16 protein-coding genes are annotated in these 23,489 nt (G+C 59.4%); 13 read left to right on the top strand and 3 right to left on the bottom strand.

Going from position 1 to position 23,489, the window contains the following annotated elements; translation table 11 throughout:
• Nucleotides 1-228 precede the first annotated feature (228 nt).
• Genes coaE through uvrB form a run of 3 tightly spaced genes read left to right on the top strand, consistent with a single transcriptional unit; the run spans nucleotide 229 to nucleotide 3,736 of the window.
• The gene (gene coaE, locus DW925_RS08670; RefSeq protein WP_117584264.1) at nucleotides 229-870 is read left to right on the top strand and encodes a dephospho-CoA kinase; all 642 of its coding nucleotides are present in this window, start codon (nucleotides 229-231) and stop codon (nucleotides 868-870) included.
• Nucleotides 863-1,444, top strand: a complete 582-nt coding sequence (locus DW925_RS08665) for a lytic transglycosylase domain-containing protein (RefSeq protein ID WP_117584265.1) — start codon at nucleotides 863-865, stop codon at nucleotides 1,442-1,444. Before coaE ends, DW925_RS08665 begins: the two co-directional genes overlap by 8 nt.
• A gap of 51 nt (nucleotides 1,445-1,495) precedes the next feature.
• Nucleotides 1,496-3,736 (top strand): excinuclease ABC subunit UvrB, encoded by a 2,241-nt coding sequence (gene uvrB, locus DW925_RS08660; RefSeq protein ID WP_117584266.1) that lies wholly within the window; start codon nucleotides 1,496-1,498, stop codon nucleotides 3,734-3,736.
• Nucleotides 3,737-3,787: 51 nt separating this feature from the next.
• On the opposite strand, the gene DW925_RS08655 is transcribed toward uvrB, so the two are convergent.
• The 3 genes from DW925_RS08655 to DW925_RS08645 all read right to left on the bottom strand — a co-directional run bounded on the left by DW925_RS08655 (nucleotide 3,788) and on the right by DW925_RS08645 (nucleotide 7,610).
• Complete coding sequence (locus DW925_RS08655; protein ID WP_117716936.1) at nucleotides 3,788-5,428, bottom strand: NAD(P)/FAD-dependent oxidoreductase; 1,641 nt, start codon at nucleotides 5,426-5,428, stop codon at nucleotides 3,788-3,790.
• 79 nt (nucleotides 5,429-5,507) lie between these two features.
• Nucleotides 5,508-6,779, bottom strand: a complete 1,272-nt coding sequence (locus tag DW925_RS08650) for an NAD(P)/FAD-dependent oxidoreductase (RefSeq protein ID WP_117584268.1) — start codon at nucleotides 6,777-6,779, stop codon at nucleotides 5,508-5,510.
• Nucleotides 6,780-7,610, bottom strand: a complete 831-nt coding sequence (locus DW925_RS08645) for an Mrp/NBP35 family ATP-binding protein (protein WP_117584269.1) — start codon at nucleotides 7,608-7,610, stop codon at nucleotides 6,780-6,782.
• Nucleotides 7,611-7,869: 259 nt separating this feature from the next.
• Between DW925_RS08645 and uvrA the strand changes: the two genes are divergently transcribed.
• The 10 genes from uvrA (at nucleotide 7,870) to DW925_RS08595 (ending at nucleotide 23,474) form a co-directional block, all read left to right on the top strand.
• Nucleotides 7,870-10,749 carry an excinuclease ABC subunit UvrA gene (uvrA, locus tag DW925_RS08640; RefSeq protein ID WP_117790811.1) on the top strand — a complete coding sequence of 960 codons (2,880 nt, stop codon included), beginning with the start codon at nucleotides 7,870-7,872 and terminating at the stop codon, nucleotides 10,747-10,749.
• 134 nt (nucleotides 10,750-10,883) lie between these two features.
• Nucleotides 10,884-11,384: a Cys-tRNA(Pro) deacylase gene (ybaK, locus tag DW925_RS08635; protein ID WP_117584271.1), complete on the top strand. Its 501-nt coding sequence runs from the start codon at nucleotides 10,884-10,886 to the stop codon at nucleotides 11,382-11,384.
• Nucleotides 11,385-11,387: 3 nt separating this feature from the next.
• Nucleotides 11,388-13,688 (top strand): murein biosynthesis integral membrane protein MurJ, encoded by a 2,301-nt coding sequence (gene murJ, locus DW925_RS08630; RefSeq protein ID WP_233505719.1) that lies wholly within the window; start codon nucleotides 11,388-11,390, stop codon nucleotides 13,686-13,688.
• Nucleotides 13,689-13,694: 6 nt separating this feature from the next.
• A complete protein-coding gene (uvrC, locus tag DW925_RS08625) occupies nucleotides 13,695-15,647 on the top strand; it encodes an excinuclease ABC subunit UvrC (protein WP_117630012.1) in 1,953 nt (650 codons plus the stop codon).
• Nucleotides 15,648-15,999: 352 nt separating this feature from the next.
• Nucleotides 16,000-17,613: an ABC transporter substrate-binding protein gene (locus DW925_RS08620; RefSeq protein WP_117584273.1), complete on the top strand. Its 1,614-nt coding sequence runs from the start codon at nucleotides 16,000-16,002 to the stop codon at nucleotides 17,611-17,613.
• Nucleotides 17,614-17,768: 155 nt separating this feature from the next.
• Nucleotides 17,769-18,725, top strand: coding sequence for an ABC transporter permease (locus DW925_RS08615; protein WP_055251823.1), 957 nt, complete (start codon nucleotides 17,769-17,771; stop codon nucleotides 18,723-18,725).
• Nucleotides 18,726-18,728: 3 nt separating this feature from the next.
• Nucleotides 18,729-20,744: a dipeptide/oligopeptide/nickel ABC transporter permease/ATP-binding protein gene (locus tag DW925_RS08610; RefSeq protein ID WP_035138893.1), complete on the top strand. Its 2,016-nt coding sequence runs from the start codon at nucleotides 18,729-18,731 to the stop codon at nucleotides 20,742-20,744.
• Nucleotides 20,745-21,572 (top strand): ABC transporter ATP-binding protein, encoded by an 828-nt coding sequence (locus DW925_RS08605; protein ID WP_089573612.1) that lies wholly within the window; start codon nucleotides 20,745-20,747, stop codon nucleotides 21,570-21,572.
• 80 nt (nucleotides 21,573-21,652) lie between these two features.
• Nucleotides 21,653-22,630: an acetylxylan esterase gene (locus tag DW925_RS08600; protein ID WP_117584274.1), complete on the top strand. Its 978-nt coding sequence runs from the start codon at nucleotides 21,653-21,655 to the stop codon at nucleotides 22,628-22,630.
• Entirely contained in the window at nucleotides 22,623-23,474 is an 852-nt protein-coding gene (locus DW925_RS08595) for an acetylxylan esterase (protein ID WP_117584275.1), read from the top strand. The genes DW925_RS08600 and DW925_RS08595 overlap by 8 nt, the downstream gene beginning before the upstream one ends.
• Nucleotides 23,475-23,489 lie beyond the last annotated feature (15 nt).

Raw genomic sequence — 23,489 nt, 5'->3', positions numbered from 1 at the left:
GGGCCAGCCCGTGGGAGGCCAGGGCGCCGCTGACCGGTGGACGGCACCGAGCCGTCATCGAGATTGAAGGAGGGGGAGGCCTCGCGGCCTCCCCCTTTTTTGCGTTTAATAGAGAGCTGTAATACAAGAACTCGCCTTCGTTTAGCTTGTCTTACTGTTTGGCTGTATTTTGAGTCCTTCTTTTGTATTTGCGCGATAATAACTCCCATTGGCGTTAGGGAGGACTTGATGTTTACCGTTTTTGTCTTGGGCAATATTGCTTCGGGTAAGTCGACTGCCTGCCGCTATCTCGAATCTCATGGCGCCATGCTTATCGATCTGGATGAGCTTGCCAAATCGCTGTACGTGCCGGGGTCGGATATCGTCAATGCTCTTGCTGAAGAGTTTGGCTGGGATATTTTGGACGAGGAGGGCGGCGTTCGACGTAACATCCTCGCTTCTCGAGCTTTTGTCTCTCCTGATGCGGTTGCAAGGCTCAATAGCATTGTGCACCCCGTTCTCGTTGAGCAGCTTTCGCTGAGGATTCTCGATCCTGTCTGCTGTACGGTTTCGTCTCCCCGCTATCCCTTCGCTGCGGTCGAAGTATCTGCTCCGACTGGCTTTGAGGACGCCTTTGGCCTTGCGGATGAAATTATGGTTGTTAGTGCTCCTTTGGCGGTCCGTCGCGAACGTGCCATTCACCGTGGTATGGAGCCATCCGATTTTGATGCTCGCTGCGCTTGCCAACCCGATGAGTCTTCGCTTTGCCGTCTCGCCACAACCGTGATTGATAACGCAGCGGGCGACAACACGCTCTTTGAACAACTGGATGCATGGCTTGCTCGCCATGGCCTTATGGACGCTACGAATAAGGGGGCGACAGATGCCTAAGACGCGTTTCTTTACGTGGTATCGCTTTGTGCCGCTGGCTCTCGTTTTCGTCTTTGGCCTTATCTCGCTCGTTTACTCGTGTGCTCCCGCCGCTTTCTTTAAACCGCTTTATCCGATTGACTATGAGGCGTATGTAAAGCAGTCCAGTATTTCGCATAATCTCGATCCGTATCTGGTGTGTGCCGTCATCAAGTCGGAATCAAACTGGGATCCCGAGGCGGAATCCAACCAGGGCGCCCAAGGTCTCATGCAGCTTATGCCTGAAACCGCTCAGGATATGATCGCCAAGGGCCTTGTCGACGGGGACGAGTATTCTGCCGATAACCTGAATGACCCCGCTACGAATATCGAATTTGGGTGCGCGTACCTCTCGTACCTGCTGACGTATTTCAATGGCTCGACGGATAGTGCTATTGCTGCTTACAATGCCGGAATGGGCAATGTCGATGGGTGGGCGCAGCAAAACACATCGCTCCACAACGCGATTACCTTCCCCGAGACACAAGCCTATTTGATTCGTGTCAATAATGCCTGGGTTCGCTATAAGACCCTCTATCCCGACCGGTTCGTATAGGACTATGCCTGCCGCCTGCGTATACTGCAGATATATGAGTTAGGAGTATCCATGGCGGATTTTGAAGTTGAGCGTGTTGGCGGAGAGCTCAAACGTTTTGGCGTTGAGGGCTCTGATGTGCCGTTTAAGGTCGTGTCTCCCTATGAGCCTGCAGGTTCCCAGCCGAAGGCCATTGAGTCGCTTGTGAAGGGTGTGAGGGACGGAGACCGCTATCAGGTTTTGCTTGGCGTGACCGGTTCGGGCAAGACCTTTACCATGGCCAAGACCATCGAAGCTCTCGGTAAGCCAACGCTGGTCATGGCCCCCAACAAAACCCTCGCCGCACAGCTTGCGAGCGAGCTCAAAGAATTCTTTCCCAACAACGCTGTGGTCTACTTCGTCTCGTACTACGACTATTATCAACCCGAGGCATATGTACCGCAGAGTGATACGTATATCGAGAAAGACTCGTCGATTAACGAAGAGGTCGAGATGTTGCGCCATCAGGCGACAGCATCGTTGCTTTCTCGACGCGATGTGATTGTCGTCGCATCGGTCTCGTGCATCTATGGCATCGGTTCTCCCGAGGACTATGCGGGCTTGGCACCAAACGTCGATAAGAAGGTGCCGCTCGAGCGCGATGACTTTATCCATGCGCTCATCGACATTCAATACGACCGTAATGACTATGACCTGGCGCGTGGTACGTTCCGCGTACGTGGCGATGTCGTCGATGTGTATCCGCCCTATGCGGAGCACCCGTTGCGGTTTGAGTTCTTTGGCGACGAGGTTGAGCTGATTGCCGAGATCGATGAGGTTACCGGTGAGATGTTGCGTGAGTACGAAGCGATTCCCGTGTGGCCGGCTTCGCACTACGTGACCGAGAAGCCAAAGGTGAAGGCGGCCCTGAAATCGATCAGCGAAGAATGCGAAAAGCGCGTGGCGGAGCTCAAAGCGACCGACAAGTTGCTCGAGGCACAGCGCCTGCAGCAGCGGACCGATTATGACCTCGAGATGCTCGAGACGATGGGCTTTTGCAACGGCATCGAGAACTACTCGCGCCATCTGGATGGACGTAAACCGGGCGAGCCGCCGTTTACCTTGATTGACTACTTTCCCAAGGACATGCTCTGCATCATCGACGAGAGCCATGTGACGGTGCCGCAGATTCGCGGTATGCACGAAGGCGACCGATCGCGTAAAGTGACCCTGGTGGAGCATGGTTTTCGCCTGCCCTCGGCGCTCGACAACCGTCCGCTTCGCTTCGATGAGTTTGAGGCGAGGATCCCGCAGTTCATCTACGTTTCGGCTACGCCGGGTGACTATGAGTTGCGCGTGAGTCAAAACGATGTTGAACAGATTATTCGACCGACCGGCCTGCTCGATCCCAAAATCGACGTTCGTCCGGTCCGAGGCCAGATTGACGATCTTGAGGACGAGATTCGCGAGCGCGTGGCCCGCAAGGAGCGCGTGCTGGTGACCACGCTGACCAAGCGCATGGCCGAGGATCTGACCGATCACCTGCTCGATGCCGGCATTAAGGTCAACTACATGCACTCCGATACGGCGACGATGGACCGTGTCGAGATTCTGCGAACGTTGCGCGAGGGCAAGATCGATGTTTTGGTTGGCATCAACTTGCTTCGCGAGGGTCTGGATCTTCCCGAGGTCTCGCTGGTGGCAATTCTCGATGCCGATAAGGAAGGTTTCTTGCGTAACCGCCGTTCGCTGATTCAGACGATTGGCCGTGCGGCCCGCAATGCCGACGGCGAAGTCATCATGTACGCCGACGTCGTGACCGATTCGATGAAAGAAGCCATCGAGGAGACGCAGCGCCGTCGTGAGATCCAGATGGCCTACAACGAAGAACACGGCATTGTGCCCAAGACGGTGCACAAGGCCATCAACGATATTTCGAGCTTTATTGCCGAGGCCGAAAAGACCGTGGGGTCCAAGGGACGCTCGAAGGGCGACTCTCTGGGCCATGGTGCGTTCTATACACCCGATGAAAACGGCGAGGGCGAGGTGCCAGAGACGGTGACGCCTGAACAGACGCTTACCGAGCAGCTGGAAGGGCTGCCGCATGACGAGCTGGTGCGGATCGTCGAGACCATGGAAGAAGACATGCGTAATGCCTCCGCCGCCATGGACTTTGAGGAGGCGGCGCGCCTGCGTGATGCCGTCGTTCAGATTCGGGCGATGCTCGAGGGCGCGCCCGAGGACGAAACGATTGAGCGCCTGCGCTCGCAGGCCCGCAAGGGTTCCACGTTCGCTTCGGGCAGAAAACGCCAGGGCGCGCGATTTAAGAAATAGGGTACAGGCCCCGCGCTTCTCGTTGAGCTCGGGGTCTGTGTCTTTAGTGTGCTAGAGGTCTGCAATCAGGGCTTCGGCGCACCGGATGCCATCAGTGGCGGCGCTCATGATGCCGCCGGCATATCCTGCTCCCTCGCCGCAAGGGTAGAGGCCTGGAGTCGCCACGGCGTGACACGCGCGATCTCGGGTGACGGTGACCGGGGAGCTCGAACGCGTCTCCACGCCGGTAAGCACGGCATCGGGACGGTCGTAGCCCCGTAGCTTTTTTCCGAGCAGGGGAATTCCCAGGCGAAGCGACTCGACGATATGCTGCGGCAGGGCTTCGTCAATTGCCGTCCAGGTCACACCGAGCGGATAGGTGGGCTTTACCTTTCCGGGCGCCTTACTGGCGCGTCCTGCGAGGAAATCTCCGACGAGCTGTGCTGGTGCGTTCCAGTTGGAACCGCCCAGGCGATAGGCGGCCGCCTCGCAGGCACGCTGGAGCTCGATGCCGGCGAGCGGGTCATTGTTGGGAAGGTCCTCAGGCGTGACGTTAACGAGCAGGGCGGCATTTGCGTTGCGTCCGTCGCGGGCATTGAGGCTGGCCCCGTTGACGCACAGGTGGCCCGGCTCGGAAGAGGCGGCGACAACCTGCCCACCGGGGCACATGCAAAACGAGAACACGCTGCGCCCGTTGGGGAGATGGGCGACAAGCTTGTAGGGGGCTGCTCCGAGGGCGGGATGTCCCGCCGAAGGGCCATATTGAGCGCGATCGATATCGAGCTGTGGGTGCTCGATGCGTACGCCCATGGCAAAGGTTTTTTGCGCGAGGGCTACGCCATGGTCCTTGAGGAGCTCGAATACGTCGCGGGCGGAATGGCCGCAGGCAAGGATAAGGTGCTTCGTGGCGATTTGCTCAGTCGCGGCATGTTGAGACGCCTGGACATCGATGCCGGTGATGGCGCCGGACGCGTCGGCGCGAATGTCAACGAGCTTTGTTCGATAGCGGACGACACCTCCGAGCCGTTCGATGCGCTGGGAAATATTGGTGACAACAGTGGGAAGGATGTCGGAGCCAATGTGCGGCTTGGCATCCCATAGAATGTCTCGGGGTGCACCCGCTTCGACGAAGGTGTCCAGGATAAGGCGATGGGCGGGATTTTTGGTTCCCGTATTGAGCTTGCCATCCGAGAAAGTCCCCGCACCGCCCAAGCCAAACTGGATATTGCTCTCGGGGTCGAGGGCGCGCTCCTTCAGAAAGAGGTCGATTGCCTGCGAGCGGCGAAGCGCTGGGTCGCCCCGTTCGATAAGCAAGGGCTTCAGACCTGCTTCGGCGAGGGTAAGTGCGGCGAAAAGGCCAGCGCATCCGGCGCCGACGACGACGGGGCGCTCTTTGGGCGCGCCGGAAACGGGGGAGGGGAATGAAGGCTCATTGTCGTCTATCGTGCGCACGTGTGAGCGGTCGCGCACAGCAACGCTGTCGAGCACTGTCTGCTCGATGTCTGGGCTCGTTAGCTCAACACGAAAGCTCAGGATAAAATGAACGTCTCGTTTCTTGCGGGCATCGATGGACTTGCGGTGGAGCTCGATGGACTTGATCTCGGAGTCTTTGCAACGCAGGACGCGTTTGACGACTCGCTTGCCAACGATAAGGCAAGCTTTTTCATCGCCGGCTTCATCGAGCGACGCATTGACTTGGGTGATTTCGATCATCGAGGTCTCCTTAGATGCAAGAAAGAGGCCGCCCGGTGTCCCAGACGGCCCGAATGCGTTTTGATTATAGACTGCGCAGCTATAGGTTACTGGCAGCGCGAATGCCCGAAAGCCACGCCCATGCAAGGTTGAAGCCACCGCAGTCGGCGTCGATATCGAGCGCTTCGCCGCAGACGCAAAGCGGGGCATAGGCTGCGCCGTTCGCGCGAAGGCCGGGTATCGAGACGGTCTCGATGGGTATGCCGCCACGTATGACCTGTGCCGAGCGCTCCTCGGCCGTTCCCTCGACAAGCAGTTTAAAGTGCTTGAGGATGGAGACCAGATGGATGACGTCGTGCGACCCGGGGTGGCGCTGTTCGAATGCGGCGCAGACAACGCGAGAGAACTGCGGGGCGAGCATGCCGTCGAGCCAGCGGGGGTCGCGGGACGAAAAACCGCCGAGCAACGCAACTCGCTGGTTAAGCATATCGAGCAACTCGTCTTTGGAGAGGTCGGGGAAAACGTCGAGCAGAATCGTGTCGCCGCGCTGGACGCGACGGGAGAGGTTAAAGGCGGCAACGCCCGAGATGCCAAAGGTTCGGAAGAGCACTTCGCCGTCTTCGTGCCAGAGCTCCTCGTGATTGCGGGTGAGCGTCAAACGGGCGCGGACGCGCAGGCCATCCAGTGTCTTGAGCGCAGTCTGGTCGCCGAAGACCGATGCCGACACGGGGCAGAGGACGGGGCGCTGCGGTGTGAGGGGAAGGCTGAACGTCTTCGCGATGTCGGCAGGGCTGCCGCCCGTAGCGATAATCACGGCCTTTGCCTGCAAGGTCATGTTTTTGCGCGGGGTATCGGCGAGCGCCCTCCGAAGCGAGCGGAGCTCCGATTTTCGATCGCCGTGCTTTTTTGCCTTAAGCGCCCGTGCGGGACGGTCTATTTGGAGTGTCCAGCCCTCGGGAGCTTTGTGCGCCATGGCAACGTTGGCTCCGCAGATTAAGGTGACGCCCAGACGATCACAAACGTTGAGAAGCGCGTCGTGCACCGATTCGGCGCGGAGGGAGCGTGGGTACAGTCGACCTTCCTCGGAGGTCGTCATGATGCCCAGCGAGGAGAAGAAGCCCATAAGCTCTTGTTCGGGCCGGGGGCCCATGACGGATTCGACGAAAGCGGGATGGTTGTACCGCCGAGGATCAATCGATTCGTTTGAGAGATTGCAGCGGCCGTTGCCGGTCGCAAGGAGTTTAAGGCCGCAGGCGACATCGCGCTCAACGATGCAGGCGCTTTTGCCAGCGCGTGCGGCCGTGATGGCGGCGGCGAGACCCGAGGCCCCGCCGCCGATTACCAGGACGTCATAGAAGGCGCTCGTGTTCACTTAGGCCTCGTCGGTCTCGTGCGGGGCGATGGCCTCGACGGCAGAGACGGCCTTGGGCAGCATGCCATCGGGCAGCGCGGTCTCGACCTCGCCCTTATCGCAGGCCTCGGCGAGTGACGGATTGATGGGAAGTTGACCCAAGATGTCGAGGTTGTAGCGCTCGGCGACTTCGGGGAGGTTGCTCTTACCAAAGACCTCGATCTTCTTGCCGCAGTCGGGGCACTCGATATAGCTCATGTTCTCGACAACGCCCAGAATGGGGACGTTCATCTTCTCGGCCATGTTGACTGCCTTGGCGACGATCATCGAGACCAAGTCTTGCGGGCTCGTGACGATGACGATGCCATCGACGGGCAGCGATTGGAAAACGGTGAGCGCGACGTCGCCCGTTCCCGGAGGCATATCGACCAGCAGGTAGTCGATGGGGCCCCACGAGGTCTCGCTCCAGAATTGCCTGATGGCGCCCGCTATAACCGGGCCACGCCAAAGGACGGGATCGGTTTCGTTTTGGAGCAGCAGGTTGGAGCTCATGACCTTGACCCCGTGCTCGGAGATCTCGGGCAGCATAAGATTGCCGAGAGCATGGACATGACGTCCGCTCATACCGAACATCTTGGGGATGGAGGGGCCGGTGATGTCGGCATCGAGGATGCCGACTTTGTTGCCGCGGCGGGCAAGCTCGGTGGCGATGGCACCGGTGACGAACGACTTGCCGACGCCGCCCTTGCCGGATAACACGGCGATAACGCGCTTGACTTCGGATAGCGTGTTCTCTTCAAATTCCTGCGGTGCGGTTTGTCCGCCGGCCGCCTGTGCGTGCTCGCAACCCATATCTGACTCCTTTGTATGCGTTGGGGCAAGGCCCCACGATGTGACACGAGCGTCATTGTACCCTCGTTTGCGAACGTGAGCCATTTGTGATGCGCGGCTGGCGATCGATGGCATTCGAAAGCATGGGTCGGGCAGGCGACGTGCGCGCGTCGGATAAATCAAAAGGTCTGCGAATCTTGTATCACGAACATCTGTGCGCGTTGAGTGCGCTAAACTCATCGACGGTGTGATTTGAAGTTATAGGAGGCAAGGAGCTTCCATGTCTGATTCCTCTATCGTTATTCGCGGTGCGCGCGAGCACAACTTGCGCGATATTGATGTATCCATTCCACGCGACCAGCTCGTGGTCATTACCGGCCTTTCCGGCTCGGGCAAGAGCTCGCTGGCGTTCGACACGATCTATGCCGAGGGCCAGCGCCGCTACGTCGAGAGCCTGTCGAGCTATGCGCGTCAGTTTTTGGGCCAGATGGACAAACCCGATCTGGACTCGATCGACGGCCTTTCGCCGGCTGTTTCGATCGATCAAAAGACGACATCCAAGAATCCTCGATCGACGGTGGGCACCGTAACCGAGATTTATGACTACCTGCGACTGCTGTTTGCTCGCGTCGGTACGCCGCACTGCCCCGAGTGCGGTCGCATAATCGAGCGCCAGACGACCGACCAGGTTGCCGATAAAGTCCTGGCTGCGGGGGAGGGCCGCCGCGCGTTCGTGCTGGCACCGGTGGTTCGCGGTCGTAAGGGCGAGTATGCCAAGCTGTTCGAGGATCTTCGCGCCGAGGGCTTTAGCCGCGTGCGCGTCGACGGCGAGGTTCGCTCGCTTGATGACCCTATCGATTTGGATAAGAAATTCAAGCACGATATCGAGGTCGTGGTCGACCGTATCGTGATTCGCGAGAACTCCCTGGGCCGTATTGCCGAGTCCGTTGAACAGGCGACTGCGCTGGCGCACGGCAATGTGAACGTATACTTGCTGCCCGACCGCGACGCTCCCGAGGGGACCGAAGGCGAGTTGCTGGAGTATTCGCTGGCGCTGGCGTGCCCGGAGCATGGGCACTCCATCGATGACCTGCAGCCGCGCGATTTCTCGTTCAACGCGCCCTATGGCGCGTGCCCCGAGTGCGATGGCCTGGGCTTTAAGAAGACGGTCGATGCCGAAGCGCTAATCGAAGACCCCTCGAAGTCGATCGCCGACGGGGTCTTTGGCAGCCTGTTTGGCAACTCTAACTACTATCCGCAGATTTTCGCTGCGGTCTGCAAACACTTTAAGGTGAGCGTCGATACGCCGTGGGAGGATCTGCCTCCGCGGGTGCGTCGCGCGTTTTTAGACGGCATGGGCGACCAGAAGATTTCGGTCGACTATCAAAAGCTCGATGGGCGTCGCAGCCAGTGGGACACCAAGTTCTCGGGCGTGCGCAATATCCTGTACGAGCGCTATAACGAGACGACGAATGAGAACACCAGGGCGCGCTTGGAGAAGTACATTCGCGAGGAGCCGTGCTCGAGTTGCCATGGTGCTCGTCTGCGCCCCGAGATGCTCGCCGTTACCGTAGGCGGTAAGTCCATTTACGAGGTCTGCTGCCTGTCGTGCCGCGAGTCGCTCGAGTTTTTTGAGGGCCTGGAGCTTACCGAGCGCCAACAATTTATCGGCGGGCGCATCGTTAAGGAAATCCTGGAGCGCCTGCGCTTTCTGGTCGATGTCGGACTCGACTATCTGACCCTCGACCGTGCCTCGGCGACGCTTTCCGGAGGCGAGGCCCAGCGCATTCGCCTGGCAACGCAGATCGGCGCCGGCCTCATGGGTGTCCTGTACATTTTGGACGAGCCATCGATCGGCCTCCATCAGCGCGATAACGAGCGCCTGATCAAGACGCTTGAGCGCCTGCGCGATATCGGCAATACCGTCATCGTCGTTGAGCATGATGAGGATACGATTCGTGCTGCCGACTATGTGATCGACATGGGCCCTGGCGCGGGCGTGAACGGCGGACACGTGGTCGCCGCGGGAACGCCTGCCGATATCATGGCGTGCCCCGATTCGATGACGGGTGCCTACCTGACTGGCAAGCGAATGATTCGGGTTCCCGATAAGCGCCGCAAGCCCGGTCGCGGCTGCCTTAAGATCACGGGCGCCCGTGCCAACAACCTTAAAAACGTTACCGCCAAGATTGAGTTCGGTACGCTTACGGTCGTTACCGGCGTGTCGGGATCGGGCAAGAGCTCCCTGGTTACCGACACCATCGCGCCTGCTCTTACGAATGCCATTCATCGCTCGACGCGTCCTGTGGGCCCGTACAAAAAGCTCGAGGGTATCGAGTGCATCGATAAGGTGATCGACATTGACCAGTCGCCGATCGGCCGTACACCGCGTTCCAATCCCGCTACGTACATTGGCCTGTGGGATGATCTGCGCGCGCTGTTTGCGAGCACACCGGAGTCGAAGGCACGCGGCTACTCGCCGGGACGTTTCTCCTTTAACGTGAGCGGCGGCCGCTGCGAAGCATGCAAGGGCGACGGACAAATTAAGATCGAGATGCACTTCCTTCCCGATATCTATGTTCCCTGCGAGGTCTGCGGCGGCAAGCGCTATAATCGCGAGACGCTTGAGGTCACCTACCGTGGTAAGACCATCTCTGACGTGCTCGACATGAGCGTCACCGAGGCGCTGGCTTTCTTTGGCAATATTCCTCAAATTAAGCGTAAGCTCCAGACTCTGTACGATGTGGGCCTGGGCTATGTGAGCTTGGGCCAGCCGGCAACGACGCTTTCGGGTGGCGAGGCACAGCGCGTAAAGCTCGCCAAGGAACTTCACCGCCGTCAGACGGGTAAGACGTTCTACATTCTGGATGAGCCGACGACCGGTCTCCATTTTGAGGATGTCCGCCAGTTGCTCGACGTGCTGCAGCGCCTGGTCGATGCGGGCAACACGGTTCTGGTAATCGAGCATAATCTCGATGTCATCAAGGTCGCCGACCGTCTGATCGATATGGGTCCCGAGGGCGGCAATGGCGGCGGAACCGTCGTGGTCTCGGGTCCGCCGGAGCAGGTCGCGGCATGTTCGCAGAGCTACACGGGCAAGTTCTTGGCTCCGCTGCTCGAGCGCGACCGTGAGCGTCAGGCACAACTCGACGCCCAGTAAAGAGACGCCGTCATGCGAGAAGCGCCACCGATTCCTTTCGATTCGGTGGCGCTTCTGTGTGTCGAGATGGCGCATGCTGCTACATTGGACATATACTTAGGCGTTACGTTCGAACGCGAGGGAAGGGGCATGCCATGGCAAAGGCTGCAAAGACGCCGAAAACCAATGCGATGCGCGAGCTGGAAAACGCCGGCATCTCCTATATTCTCCATACGTATGAAGACTATGGCGATGAGTCGGCGGGTTTAGGCGTTGCGATTTCGGAACAACTTGGCGAGGAGCCTGGCCAGGGTTTTAAGACCTTGGTTTGCGTGACGCCGTCCAACGAACACGTTGTGTGCTGTATTCCCGTTGCCGACGAGCTTGACCTAAAGGCCGCCGCGCGCGCCGCTGGTGAAAAGTCGCTGACCATGATGCATGTCAAGGACTTGCTTGCCGCGACGGGGTATGTCCGGGGCGGCTGCAGTCCAGTCGGCATGAAAAAACGCTTTCGGACGCTGATCGATGAGACATGCGTCCTTTGGGATACCATTTTTATCTCAGGCGGTAAGCGTGGCTATCAGCTTGAGCTTGCCCCCGACGACTTAGTTGCATTTTGCGGGGCGACGGTTGCCCCGATCACGAGAGAGGACTGAGCGATGCCGCAGGAAGAATCGAAGCGCGGGGCTCACTTTGCAAAGCGTTCGGCTTCTCAGGCGTCCGCGTCTGAGGCTTCTTCGGTCGACGACCAGATTCGAAACGCCTGGTCCGCTGCTGCAGATCCAGGGGAGACGGCCGTGTATTTGCGTGCTGCCGGTGCTGGTGCGGCGCTTCCTCGTACGATTCTCTCTTCGGGTCGCCCCGATGAGACGGCGGTGTTTTTGGCCGCGGCTCAATCCCGTGCCGGACGGATGCCTGCTGCCGCTGGGGCGTCTCGTGCGCCGCGTCCCGATGAGACAGCAGTGTTCTTGATGGCGGCTCAGGGAAAGGGCACGTTGAAGGGCGCTCCAGCCGATCGTTCCGCAAGGCATGCAACCGACGGGGATGACGAGCAGCTGCTTATGGATGACGAGTGGTCACCGCTCGGCTCGACCGATCCGGTCGAGGGCGTTGCTGTCGACGACGATGATTGGGGCCTTTTGTCGTTTTCTGATCGAACCGCTGCCGCCAGGGAAGTTGACACGGTGTTTGGTGATGATGCCGTAGCTAACGATGGCGCTTCGTTTGACAACGATGTCACGCCTGCTGGCGGCGCTTTTTCTGCCGATGATGCCGTTTTGGTCGACGACCCCTTCGCGATAATCGATGAGCCCGATATCGAGGTTGATTCTCGACAACACACTGAAGTTAGCCCCCAATCGCAGGACGACGTAGATGATATGGGCTCGTCGGATTACTCTACGGTTGGCCGTTCTGCCGGCCTTATGACTGCGCTGACCATCGTGTCGCGCGTCACAGGGTTCATCCGCACGTGGGCTATGGCTGCCGCCATCGGCATGTCGCTGCTCTCATCTTCCTATCAGGTCGCCAACAACCTGCCCAATATGCTCTACGAGCTCGTGATGGGCGGTATGTTGGTTACCGCCTTTTTGCCGGTGTACATGGGCGTGCGTCGTGAACAGGGTCGCGACGCCTCAAACGAATACGTAGGCAATCTGCTCGGCATCCTGCTTTTGCTGCTGGGCGGCATTTCGGTGCTGGGCACCGTGTTCGCTCCGGGCTTTATCTGGACGCAGTCGTTCCTTTCGGGTGACGGCGGCAGCATAAATACAGCCGCGTTCATGTTTCGTTTCTTTGCCATCCAGATTCTGTTCTACGGGCTGGGCTCGGTGTTCTCGGGCGTTCTCAACGCACACCGTGATTACTTCTGGTCGACGTTTGCCCCGGTCCTCAACAATGCGATTGTCATCGCGAGCTTTATGGGCTTTGCTCCTGTGTCCGCACAATTCGGTGAGCGTGCCGGCATCATTCTTATTGCAGCCGGAACGACCTTTGGCGTCTTTGTCCAGATGGCATGTCAGATCCCCGCGCTCGGCAAGCACGGCGTGCATCCTCATATCCATATCGACTTTAAGGATCCCGCGCTGCGCCAGACGATTACGCTCGGTATTCCGACGCTGCTTGCAACGGTGTGCATGTTTGTTTCGACCTCCATCACCAATGCCGCCGCGCTGGTGGTACAGCCCGAGACCGGTCCTTCTGTCATCGCGTATGCGCGCCTGTGGTACACGCTGCCCTACGCGCTGATTGCCGCTTCGCTTTCGACGGCGCTGTACACCGAGCTCTCTCACGATGCGCAGGAGAAAGATTACGACAGTGTTCGTACTGGCATCTCGCACGGTGTCGCCCAGATGCTGTTCTTCCTGATCCCGTTTGCGTTGTACCTGATTGTTTTCGCCCGTCCGCTCAACATGATTTACTGTGCCGGCAAGTTTGATGAGTCCGGCGTGGCGCTGGTATCCGAGTTCCTTGTCTATCTGGCGCTCTCGCTGCCACTCTACGGCGTGGTCGTGCTGATGCAGAAGAGCTTCTCTGCTCTGCTCGATATGAAGCCCTATGGCCGCTATTGTCTCTACTCCGCCATTGGGCAGGCCGGTTCGGTGCTGCTGTTTGGGGTAGCCCTCGGCTACGGCATGCCGGCCATCGCGCTTTCGTATGTCGTCGACTACGTTATCTTGGTCGGTTGTTCACTGTGGTGGCTGCGCCGTCGTCTGCATGGCCTTCAGGTTACGTCCATACTGCACGGAGGCTTCTTTGGCCTTTTGCTTGGAGGGCTGGGTGCGGCGACTGGCGCCGTCGTTATGTGGGCGCTCGAGCACTTTGTCGGAGCGCTCGGCGGCTCGATTCTGGTTACCTTGTGCTATGTTTGCGTTGCGGGCATCGTCTCACTCGCCGTCACCTTTGGTCTGGCCGTCGCCTTTAAGATGCCCGAGGTTTCTGCGTTACTTCGCCGCAAGTAGGTAAACGTGACGGGTCACGATAACATTCCAACCCTTGCCGAACAGGTCTCGCGCGTTCCCACGCAGCCCGGCTGCTACCTTTGGAAAGACGCCAAGGGCGATGTCATCTACGTTGGCAAGGCGAAAAACCTGCGTGCTCGCATGCGTCAGTACGTGACGCTGCAGGACGAGCGCCAGAAGATCCCGCTTATGATGCAGCTGGTGGCGAGCTTCGACTATATCGTTGTGGAGTCCGAGCACGAGGCATTGGTACTCGAGCGCAATCTAATCGGTCAGTACCATCCGTACTTTAACGTCGATCTTAAGGACGATAAGAGCTATCCCTTTATCGCTATCACCAAGAGCGATCTATTTCCCGCTATTAAATACACGCGTGAGCGCCATAAGCCAGGGACGCGCTATTTTGGCCCCTATACCGATAGCCGCGCGGCGCGTGAAACCATCGATACGCTGCGCAAGGTTATTCCCATTTGCTCAGCATCCTGTGCGGAGTGGCGTCGCTGCCGCCGCATCGTCGAGTCCCACAAGGGCGAGGAAGACATCGTCAATATGATTTGCGCGCAAAACGGGCGCCCCTGCTTTGACTACCATGTCGGGCGCGGCCCGGGTGCGTGTGTCGGCGCGATTTCCCCGGCAGACTATGCCAAGAACGTCAAGCGTGTCGAGCGCTTTTTGTCGGGTCATCGCAAGGATGTCGTCGATGAGCTGACATCCGAGATGACGGAGGCCGCCGAGGCGCTCGATTTTGAGCGCGCCGCCCGCGTCAAGCGCCGCCTGGACGTCATTCGGGGCCTGGACGATCGCCAACAGGTTGTCTTTCCATCGAGCGTCGATATCGATGTTATCGGCTTCTATCGCGAAGAGACCATTTCCGCCGCTTGCGTTTTTGTCGTGCGTGAGGGTCGAACGGTTCGAACCTGCGAGTTCATTCTCGATAAGGGTTTGGATGTCGATGAAGAGGAGCTTCAATCGGGCTTTCTTAAGCGCTATTACGACGAGACGGCTGATATTCCAGCTGAGATCAACCTCTCTGTCGAGCTTGAGGATGCGGAGGCGCTGGGGGAGTGGCTTGCAGGCAAGCGCGAGCGCCCCTGTCATCTCCATAGGCCGCAGCGTGGCGAAAAGCACCGTTTGCTCGATATGGCATCCAAAAATGCGCGCCATGCACTCATGCGCTACATGATGCGTACGGGGTATGCCGACGACCGCACCAATCGGGCGCTCTTGGAGCTCGAAAGCGCGTTGGCGCTGCCATCGCCGCCGTTGCGTATCGAGTGCTTCGATATCTCTACGCTGCATGGCACCTTTACGGTCGCCTCGATGGTGGTGTTTACCAACGGCCGCGCCGACAAGAGCCAGTACCGCCGCTTTAAAATCCAGGCCGAATTGGACGAGGCGAATGACTTCGTTTCGATGTCCGAGGTTTTGGGGCGTCGCTATGCTCCCGAGCGGATGGCCGACGAACGTTTTGGCTCGCGCCCCGATCTGCTCGTTGTCGACGGCGGCAAGCCGCAATTGACGGCTGCAATTAAACAACTTGAGGCCCTTGGGCTCGATATACCAGTTTGTGGCTTGGCAAAGGCCGATGAGGAGGTTTTCGTGCCTTGGGACGAGACTCCCGTCGTGCTACCGACCGGGTCCGCGTCGCTCTATCTCATCAAGCAGGTGCGCGATGAGTCGCACCGTTTTGCAATTACATTTCATCGTGAGTTGCGCGATAAAGCCATGACGGTTTCGGTACTCGATGACGTTCCAGGCGTGGGACCCACTAGAAAACGTGCCATATTGCGCCATTTTGGCTCGATGAAGCGTTTGCGCGCGGCGAGCGAGCGAGAGATCGCGGAAGTTCGCGGCATACCTGCCGATGTCGCCAAGGCGGTCCACGAGACGCTCGTCGCATGGAATGCCGAGCGCGCCGAGGCATCGGCTAGCCATTCCGATAGCTCAACACGAGCCTAAACAACTGGTATACATGCTTGCGCGATTTTCAAGCATTTATTTCGCCATGATTACCTGCTGGTTTCGGGTTTTATTAACGCTAAAACGTTTGACTAACCCAAGGAACAGCCCTGCTATCCTGCGGTTTGACGAAGACTGATATCTCACCTCATCGATACATACTGTCTACAGTATCGTTTGTCAACGAATTCGGTGAACGGTAGTAAATACCGTTCAAGCGGATGTATGTATCGGTCGCCGAGCGCGGCACCCAAGTTGGGTTCGTCGGTAGGTAAGGTATATATCGTCCGCAAGTTGCGCGGGGGCACGTCTAGGTGCTCCCGGGTAAGATTCTCTATTGATAGGAGAAGACATGGCCATCATCAACAAGGGTATGTCCAGGCGTTCGTTCCTCGGCCTCACCGGCAGCGTCGCTGCTGTCGCAGGGCTTGGTCTCACCGGCTGCGGTGGCAGCTCTAGCGACGAGGGTTCCGCTTCCGGTTCCACCGATTCTGCCAACCGTGGCGGCGGCGTGATCACCGCTGGTTCCGCTTACGCTCCGTCCAGCTTCGATCCCGCCAGCACCGGCTCCGCTGTGGGCCTGGGTGCTAACTGGCACGTCGTCGAGGGCCTCTACGGCATCGATTACCACGACTACAGCACCTTCAACGAGCTCGCCACCGACGATCCCAAGTCTGTGGACGACACCACCTTCGAGGTCACCATCCGCAAGGGCGCCAAGTTCTCCGATGGCACCGAGGTCACCGCTGACGATGTCGTCGCCTCCTACACCGCTTGCGCCGCTTCCGCTACCTATGCTCCGTTCTTCCAGCCCTTCGAGTCCATCGAGGCCAAGGACGCCAGCACCGTGACGGTCAAGACCAAGGTCCCCAACTTCTCCCTGCTCAAGGATCGTCTGGCCATCGTCCGCGTTACCCCGGCCACCCAGACCGAGGAGGATCGCGCCAAGCAGCCGATCGGCTCCGGCCCCTGGATGTACGACTCTATCTCCGATACCGAGATCACCCTGGTTCCCAACCCCGAGTACAACGGTGAGTATGCTGCCGAGGATAAGAAGATCCAGTACAGCATCCTGACCGACCCCACCGCTCGCGTTACCGCTCAGCAGGAGGGCTCCACGCTCGTTATGGAGCTCGTCACCGCTGACGCCGTCGACCAGCTCGAGAGCGCCGGCTGCAAGATCGACAACGTCCAGGGCTTCGGTACCCGCTTCATTATGTTCAACGTTGCCAAGGAGCCTTGGAACAACGTCAAGGTCCGTCAGGCCGTCATGTACGCGCTCGACACCGAGAAGATGGTCAGCAACACCTTCGCCGGCCTTGCCACCGCTGCCAGCTGCTACCTGCCCAAGAGCTTCACCAACTATCATGAGGCTTCCACGGTCTACAAGACCGACGCCAAGAAGGCCAAGAAGCTCATTGAGGAGTCCGGCATCACCCCGGGTGCCATCACCCTGCGCACCACCGACAACGAGCAGATTAAGGGCATGGCCGCCCAGGTCAAGAACGACCTCGACGCTCTCGGCTTCGACGTGACCATCCAGACCGATACCTCGCCGGCCACCTACGCTGCCATCGACGGCGGCGAGGCCTACGATATCCTCCTTGCCCCTGGCGATCCGTCCTGCTTCGGCGCTGATCCCGACCTGCTGCTTAACTGGTGGTACGGTGACAACGTCTGGATGCAGACCCGTTGCCCGTGGAAGGAGTCCGCTGAGTGGGAGAAGCTCCACGGTCTCATGGACGAGGCTCTTGCCGCCGAGGGCGACGAGCAGCAGAAGAAGTGGAACGAGTGCTTCGACATCATCGCCGACAACGCCGTTCTGTACCCCGTTGTCCACGTTAAGACCGTCTCCGCTTCCTGGGACGATCCGTCCACCGCGCCCAACGGCGAGGCCCTCGATGGCTTCAAGGGCATCGGCACGACGAGCATGTCCTTCAGGGGCGTCGCGACCGTCAAGGCCTAAGACTCGCTTGAGTCATATGTAGGGCGTCGGTCGTAAGGCAACGTCCTCATAGTTGAAACAAAGACCCGGGCGACCTCGATGTCGCTCGGGTCTTGTAATGAGTATCCGTACTCATATACCAGTTGGTCCTACCGACAAAAGAAAGGGGAGAGAACGTGAACAACTTGCTACGTTTGATTGGAAGGCGTCTTGTGGCGCTGCCGATCATGGCATTGGGCGTCACCGTCCTGGTGTTCTTCCTTATGTCGTTCTCCAAGACCGACCCCGCCTACACGGCGTTGGGTGACGGTGCCTCGCCCGAGGCGGTTGCCGAGTACCATGAGAAGTATGGTCTGGACGACCCCTGGCCCGTGCGCTACGTGCGCTATATGGGCGATTTGATCCATGGCGACATGGGCACCTATGGTGCTGCTCGCAACTCCGTTGCCAAGCGCATCTCCACGGCCCTGCCCGTCACGATGCAGCTGACCTTCATCGGCCTTGCCATCGGTGCGGTCGTTTCGTTTTTGCTCGGCGTCATCGCGGCACTGTATCGCGACAAATGGCCGGACCAAGTGATCCGCGTCTTTTCCATCGCCGGCCTGGCAACCCCGTCGTTCTGGCTTGCCGTTCTGTTGATCCTGCTGTTCTCTTCTTATCTCAAGGTCCTCCCGGCATCGGGTGCCCTGCCTCACTTCACCACGAATCCGGCTGGTTATCTGGGCCGCATGATTATGCCCGCCATCGCCTTGGCATTTCCGCTGACGGGCCAGATGACTCGTATCGTGCGCACCGCCATGGTCGAGGAACTCGACAAGGACTATGTCCGTATGGCTCGCGGTGCCGGCGTTCCCGAGAAGGTCGTCGTCGGCATCAACGTTCTTCGCAATGCGCTGATCACCCCGGTCACCACCCTCGGTCTTAAGATCGGTTATCTCATGGGCGGCGCCGTCGTCATCGAGGTTATCTTCAACCTCCCCGGCATGGGCACCGCGATTCTGCAGGGCGTTCAGGGCAACGAGGCGAACCTGGTTCAGGGCGTCGTTATCGTCGTTGCTCTTGCCTTCATCATCATCAACATCGTGGTTGACATGCTCTACCTGCTCATCAACCCGCGCATCAGGACGGTGTAGATTATGGTAAAGATTCGAGAGAAGCAAACCGAGCAGCTCGAGAAGGCTGCCTCCAAGGGGCTCAAGCTCGGTGGCTGGAAGAAGATGACGCTGTCTTCTAAGATTGCCGCCGTCGTGCTGGTGCTGGTCGCCCTGACTGCGATTCTGGCGCCCCTTCTTGCCCCCTATAGCCCGGTCGAGATCTTTACGGCTCGCCAGGCTCCCGGCAACGGATTTATCTTCGGTACCGACGATAAGGGTCGCGACATTCTGTCGCGTATGCTCTACGGTGGTCGTTACTCGCTGATTATCGGCTTTGGCGCCACTGCTATGGCTCTGGTCTGCGGCTCGGTCGTGGGCGCCCTTGCAGCGGTTTCGCGCAAGGCCGTCTCCGAGACGATCATGCGTATCTTGGACATCATCATGTCCATCCCGGGCATCGCCCTCGCGGCCGTCTTCGTCTCCATCCTGGGCAACTCCGTGCCGTCGATCATCTTCGCCATCGGCTTTATGTACACTCCGCAGATTGCCCGTATCGTGCGCGCCAACATCGTGTCCGAGTACGGCGAGGACTATGTCCGCGCGGTCATCGTTTCCGGCGCCAAGGCTCCGTGGATTTTGATCAAGCATGTTCTGCGTAACTGCATCGCCCCGATCATGGTCTTCACCGTTACCCTGGTCGCCGACGCCATCATCTTCGAGGCCTCGCTGACCTTCATCGGCGCTGGTATTCAGGAGCCCACCGCTACCTGGGGCAACATCCTCGCCGACGCCCGCGGCGGCGTGCTCGCCGGCCGTTGGTGGCAGGCGCTGTTCCCGGGCCTGGCCATCATGATCACCTGCCTGGCACTCAACATCCTCTCCGAGGGCATTACCGACGCCATGGCCGCTGCTCCCTCCGCCGCCCTGGATCCGACCGATTCCTCCAAGCGTCGCGAGGCCGACCTGCTGGTCTCTGACCCCGTTCGCGCCTACAAGGAGCAGGCCCAGTCCCTCTCCGCTCGCCTTGGCGCCCTGCGCGATGTCGAGCTCAAGCGTGACGATCGCCATGTGCCCGACGAGTCTGTCGAACCGATCCTTTCGGTCCGCGATTTCTGCATCCAGTTTGAGCATCACGGCGATATCAACGTCGTCGACCATGTCAACTTTGACGTCCGTCCTGGTCAGACCATGGGCCTGGTGGGCGAGTCCGGTTGCGGTAAGTCCATCACCACGCTGGCCATCATGGGCCTGACCGACGATGACGAGCACCTTTCCGGCGAGGTCCTCTGGGAGGGCCGCGACCTGCTCAAGATGAGCAAGAAGGAGTGGTTCGGCCTGCGCGGTACCGATATCGCTATGGTCTATCAGGACGCCCTGTCCTCGCTCAACCCCTCCATGCTCATCTCTGCCCAGATGAAGCAGCTCACCAAGCGCGGCGGCACCCGCAGCGCCGAGGAACTCCTGGAGCTCGTGGGCCTCGACCCCAAGCGTACGCTCGAGAGCTACCCGCATGAGCTTTCCGGTGGCCAGCGTCAGCGTGTCCTGATCGCTATGGCCCTTACCCGCGACCCCAAGCTGGTCATCTGCGACGAGCCCACGACCGCTCTGGACGTTACCGTCCAGAAGCAGGTCATCAAGCTGCTCAACGACCTTCAGGCCAAGCTCGGCTTTGCCATGATCTTCGTCTCGCATGACCTGGCGCTGGTCGCCGAGGTCGCCCATAACATCACGGTTATGTACGCCGGTCAGGTTATCGAGCAGGCGCCCACCAAGGAGCTGCTCACTAACCCGATCCACGAGTATACCCGCGGTCTTCTGGGCTCCGTTCTGTCCATCGAGAGCGGTTCGGGCCGTCTGCACCAGGTGCCCGGCGCCGTTCCGAGCCCGCGCGATTTCCCCAAGGGCGATCGCTTCGCGCCCCGCTCGAGCCATCCGCGCATTGGCCTGGACACCCGTCCGGTCTTCAAGCGCGTGCCCGGCACCGAGCACTTCTATTCCGAGCTCCCCGACGAGGTGCTCAAGGCAAATGGTTTGACCCCTCACGCGGAGGTGATGTAGATGAGCGAGACCGCAGTCAACGGCGTCGAGCCGATCATCTTCCTTGATGACGTCCACGTCACCTTTAGGACCCGTACCGGCTCGATTCTGCACCCCAACCTGGTTCACGCCGTCCAGGGTGTAACGATTAGGCTCATGCCCGGTCAGACGATCGGCATCGTCGGCGAGTCCGGTTGCGGTAAGTCCACCACCGCCAACGTCATGTGCGGCCTGCAGGCCCCCACGAGCGGCAAGGTCTACTTTAAGGGCAAGGACGTAACCAAGCGTACCGCCGAGGACCGTCGCCACATGGGTCGCGTCATCTCGGTCGTGTTCCAGAACCCGGCCACGGCGCTCAACCCCCGCATGGTCGTTCGCGAGCAGCTGCTCGATCCCATGCGCGTCCACAATCTGGGCACCGAGGCCGAACAGGAGAAGCGCGTCAAGGAACTCCTGGAGCTCACCGGTCTGCCCAGCTCCGCCGCCGAGGTTCTTCCCGGTCAGCTTTCGGGCGGCCAGCGCCAGCGCGTCGCAATTGCCCGTGCCCTGTCGCTGAACCCCGATGCCATCATCGCCGACGAGCCCACCTCGGCTCTGGACGTTTCGGTCCGCGCGCAGATTCTGAACCTGCTGACCGACCTTAAGAAGGAGCTCGGCCTGGCCATGGTGTTCATCAGCCATGACATCCAGACGGTCCGCTATATCTCTGACGACATCATCGTTATGAATGGCGGCAAGATCGTCGAGCAGGGCGAGGCCAAGCAGGTCTTCCAGCACCCCCAGGACCCCTACACCAAGATGCTGCTCGGCGCTGCGCCGTCGCTGCTGCATCCCAAGCTCGGCGAGTAGTCTCGCTTTCCCTCCCGTGCGCCCGGTTCCCTTGCCGGGCGCACCTCCGTTGCGATTTCGAAAGGTTGGGTTCACGAGCCATGCCAAGTGCTCAGGAGCTGCAACAGCAATTTGGTGAATATCGAGGCGCCATGCCCCGTCCATCAGATTTCGATCTCTTTTGGAAGGATCGCATGGCCGAGGCCGACGCCGTCGGGCTTGACTATGCGATCGAGACGGCATCGGTCACCGATGCCGTGACCTGCCAGCTTTTCGACCTCTGGTATACCGGCATGTGTGGCGCTCGCCTGCATGCCAAGTACCTTAAACCCGTCTCGGACGAGCCCGTGCCATTGGTACTTCAGTTCCATGGGTATCCGGGTGCAAGCCGCAGCTGGTTTGAGCAGGCGTCGTTTGCGGGCATGGGCATGGCACTCATCGCCCTCGACTGCCCCGGCCAAGGAGGTCCCTCCGAGGACATTGGTGGATTTGAGGGCACAACGGTCGCGGGCCATATCGTCGCCGGTATCGACGGCGACCCGGCCAACCTCTACTATGTCCGCTTGCACCAAGATATTCGCATCCTGTGCCGCATCGTTCGCGAGCTCGAGGGCATCGATCTTGCCCGTGTGTTTGTGAACGGCGCGTCGCAGGGCGGCGGTTTGGGCATTGCGACCTGTGCACTTAACAGCGAGCTTATCAATCGCGCCGCCATCCTCTATCCCTTCCTGTCGGATTTCCGCCTGGTCTGGGATTTGGATGCCGACGACATTGCCTACGAGGGCCTGCGCTATTGGTCTCGCTGGTTTGACGAGGACTCGACTCGTATCGACGTAGCCTATGCCAAGCTGGCGTACTTCGATTCCAAGAACTTTGCCCCTATGGTCAAATGCCCCGTGCTGTTTGGCACCGGCACAGCCGATACCGTCTGTCCGCCAGCGACGCAGTTTGCGGTCTATAACAACCTGACCTGTGAAAAGCGTCATGAGTTCTTTGAAGGCTTTGGCCACGAGGAGATTCAGGATTTTGACGATCTGATCATTCCGTTTTTCTGCAAGGGAGGGGAGGCTTATGTCTAAGTGCGAGAGCAATGTCAATGAGCTGATTGTCTCCGACCTTGTGGGGATTCCCGGAACGGTCTCGTCAAGGCTCGCTGATTTCCGGGATTGGCGCGGTGATGCTTCTGCGGATGTTTCCGAATTAGAGATAGCCGCTTCGGACCTTGAGGTTTGCGGGCCGAGTATTACGGTGATCGATTTCGCCAATCCGTATGCCCGCTACTCCGAGGTTTCCTTTGAGCTTGGTGGCGATGTGGTCCACGCACGCTTGATTGAGCCTGCCGGTCGCGCCCGAGCATCCGAGCTTGTGCCGCTATGTCTGATGTTTCACGACATCGACCGACCCGTGCGGGGATGGCATCACATGACGAGGTTTGCGGCCATGGGATATGCCGTGCTTGCGCTGGACGATGAGGCGATTGGATCCAGCGAGCTGCAGCAGGGGATTGCCTCTCCTGCTTTTGTCAAGCGCGTCCGTTGGGGTTGCGCGATGGCGAAGGTGGCGCGCAATCTTGATGGCGTGGACCCCGACCGCATCTTTGCATGGGGCGAGGGCCTTGGCGGCGGAGTCGCGCTGGCGGTTTCTGCTCTGGACGAGCGGGGCCTCGCCTGCACGGCGGTTGCCAATCCGCTTCCTGGCGGCCTCGAGGCGCTGTCGTCTCGGGTGCGCGGATCGGTGCTCATGGGCACATCGCTTATGGATACCGTGAGCGATCCCAAGGATCAGTTTGCCGTATTCAACGGTCTTGAGTGTGACCGGAGGCATATCATCTATGCAAAATACGCTCACGAGCGCATCAATGCGTTCGAAAACAAAGTCGTCGACTTCTTTAACCAAACGTTCTACCCGTGTTCTTTGGCCTAGACGGCCTGGACACTG

This window comes from Collinsella sp. AM43-1 (genome assembly GCF_003467925.1).
In the GTDB taxonomy this organism is placed as follows: Bacteria; Actinomycetota; Coriobacteriia; order Coriobacteriales; family Coriobacteriaceae; genus Collinsella.
This window is presented reverse-complemented; position numbering and strand designations above follow the sequence as displayed.

What these genes read in the sequence shown, in the direction of transcription:
- DW925_RS08605 (WP_089573612.1), top strand. Translation starts at nt 20,745, where the DNA reads ATGAGCGAGACCGCAGTCAACGGCGTCGAGCCGATCATCTTCCTTGAT.
- uvrA (WP_117790811.1), top strand. Translation starts at nt 7,870, where the DNA reads ATGTCTGATTCCTCTATCGTTATTCGCGGTGCGCGCGAGCACAACTTG.
- DW925_RS08655 (WP_117716936.1), bottom strand. Translation starts at nt 5,428, where the DNA reads ATGATCGAAATCACCCAAGTCAATGCGTCGCTCGATGAAGCCGGCGAT.
- DW925_RS08665 (WP_117584265.1), top strand. Translation starts at nt 863, where the DNA reads ATGCCTAAGACGCGTTTCTTTACGTGGTATCGCTTTGTGCCGCTGGCT.
- murJ (WP_233505719.1), top strand. Translation starts at nt 11,388, where the DNA reads ATGCCGCAGGAAGAATCGAAGCGCGGGGCTCACTTTGCAAAGCGTTCG.
- DW925_RS08595 (WP_117584275.1), top strand. Translation starts at nt 22,623, where the DNA reads ATGTCTAAGTGCGAGAGCAATGTCAATGAGCTGATTGTCTCCGACCTT.
- DW925_RS08600 (WP_117584274.1), top strand. Translation starts at nt 21,653, where the DNA reads ATGCCAAGTGCTCAGGAGCTGCAACAGCAATTTGGTGAATATCGAGGC.
- ybaK (WP_117584271.1), top strand. Translation starts at nt 10,884, where the DNA reads ATGGCAAAGGCTGCAAAGACGCCGAAAACCAATGCGATGCGCGAGCTG.
- DW925_RS08620 (WP_117584273.1), top strand. Translation starts at nt 16,000, where the DNA reads ATGGCCATCATCAACAAGGGTATGTCCAGGCGTTCGTTCCTCGGCCTC.
- DW925_RS08610 (WP_035138893.1), top strand. Translation starts at nt 18,729, where the DNA reads ATGGTAAAGATTCGAGAGAAGCAAACCGAGCAGCTCGAGAAGGCTGCC.
- uvrB (WP_117584266.1), top strand. Translation starts at nt 1,496, where the DNA reads ATGGCGGATTTTGAAGTTGAGCGTGTTGGCGGAGAGCTCAAACGTTTT.
- coaE (WP_117584264.1), top strand. Translation starts at nt 229, where the DNA reads ATGTTTACCGTTTTTGTCTTGGGCAATATTGCTTCGGGTAAGTCGACT.
- DW925_RS08645 (WP_117584269.1), bottom strand. Translation starts at nt 7,610, where the DNA reads ATGGGTTGCGAGCACGCACAGGCGGCCGGCGGACAAACCGCACCGCAG.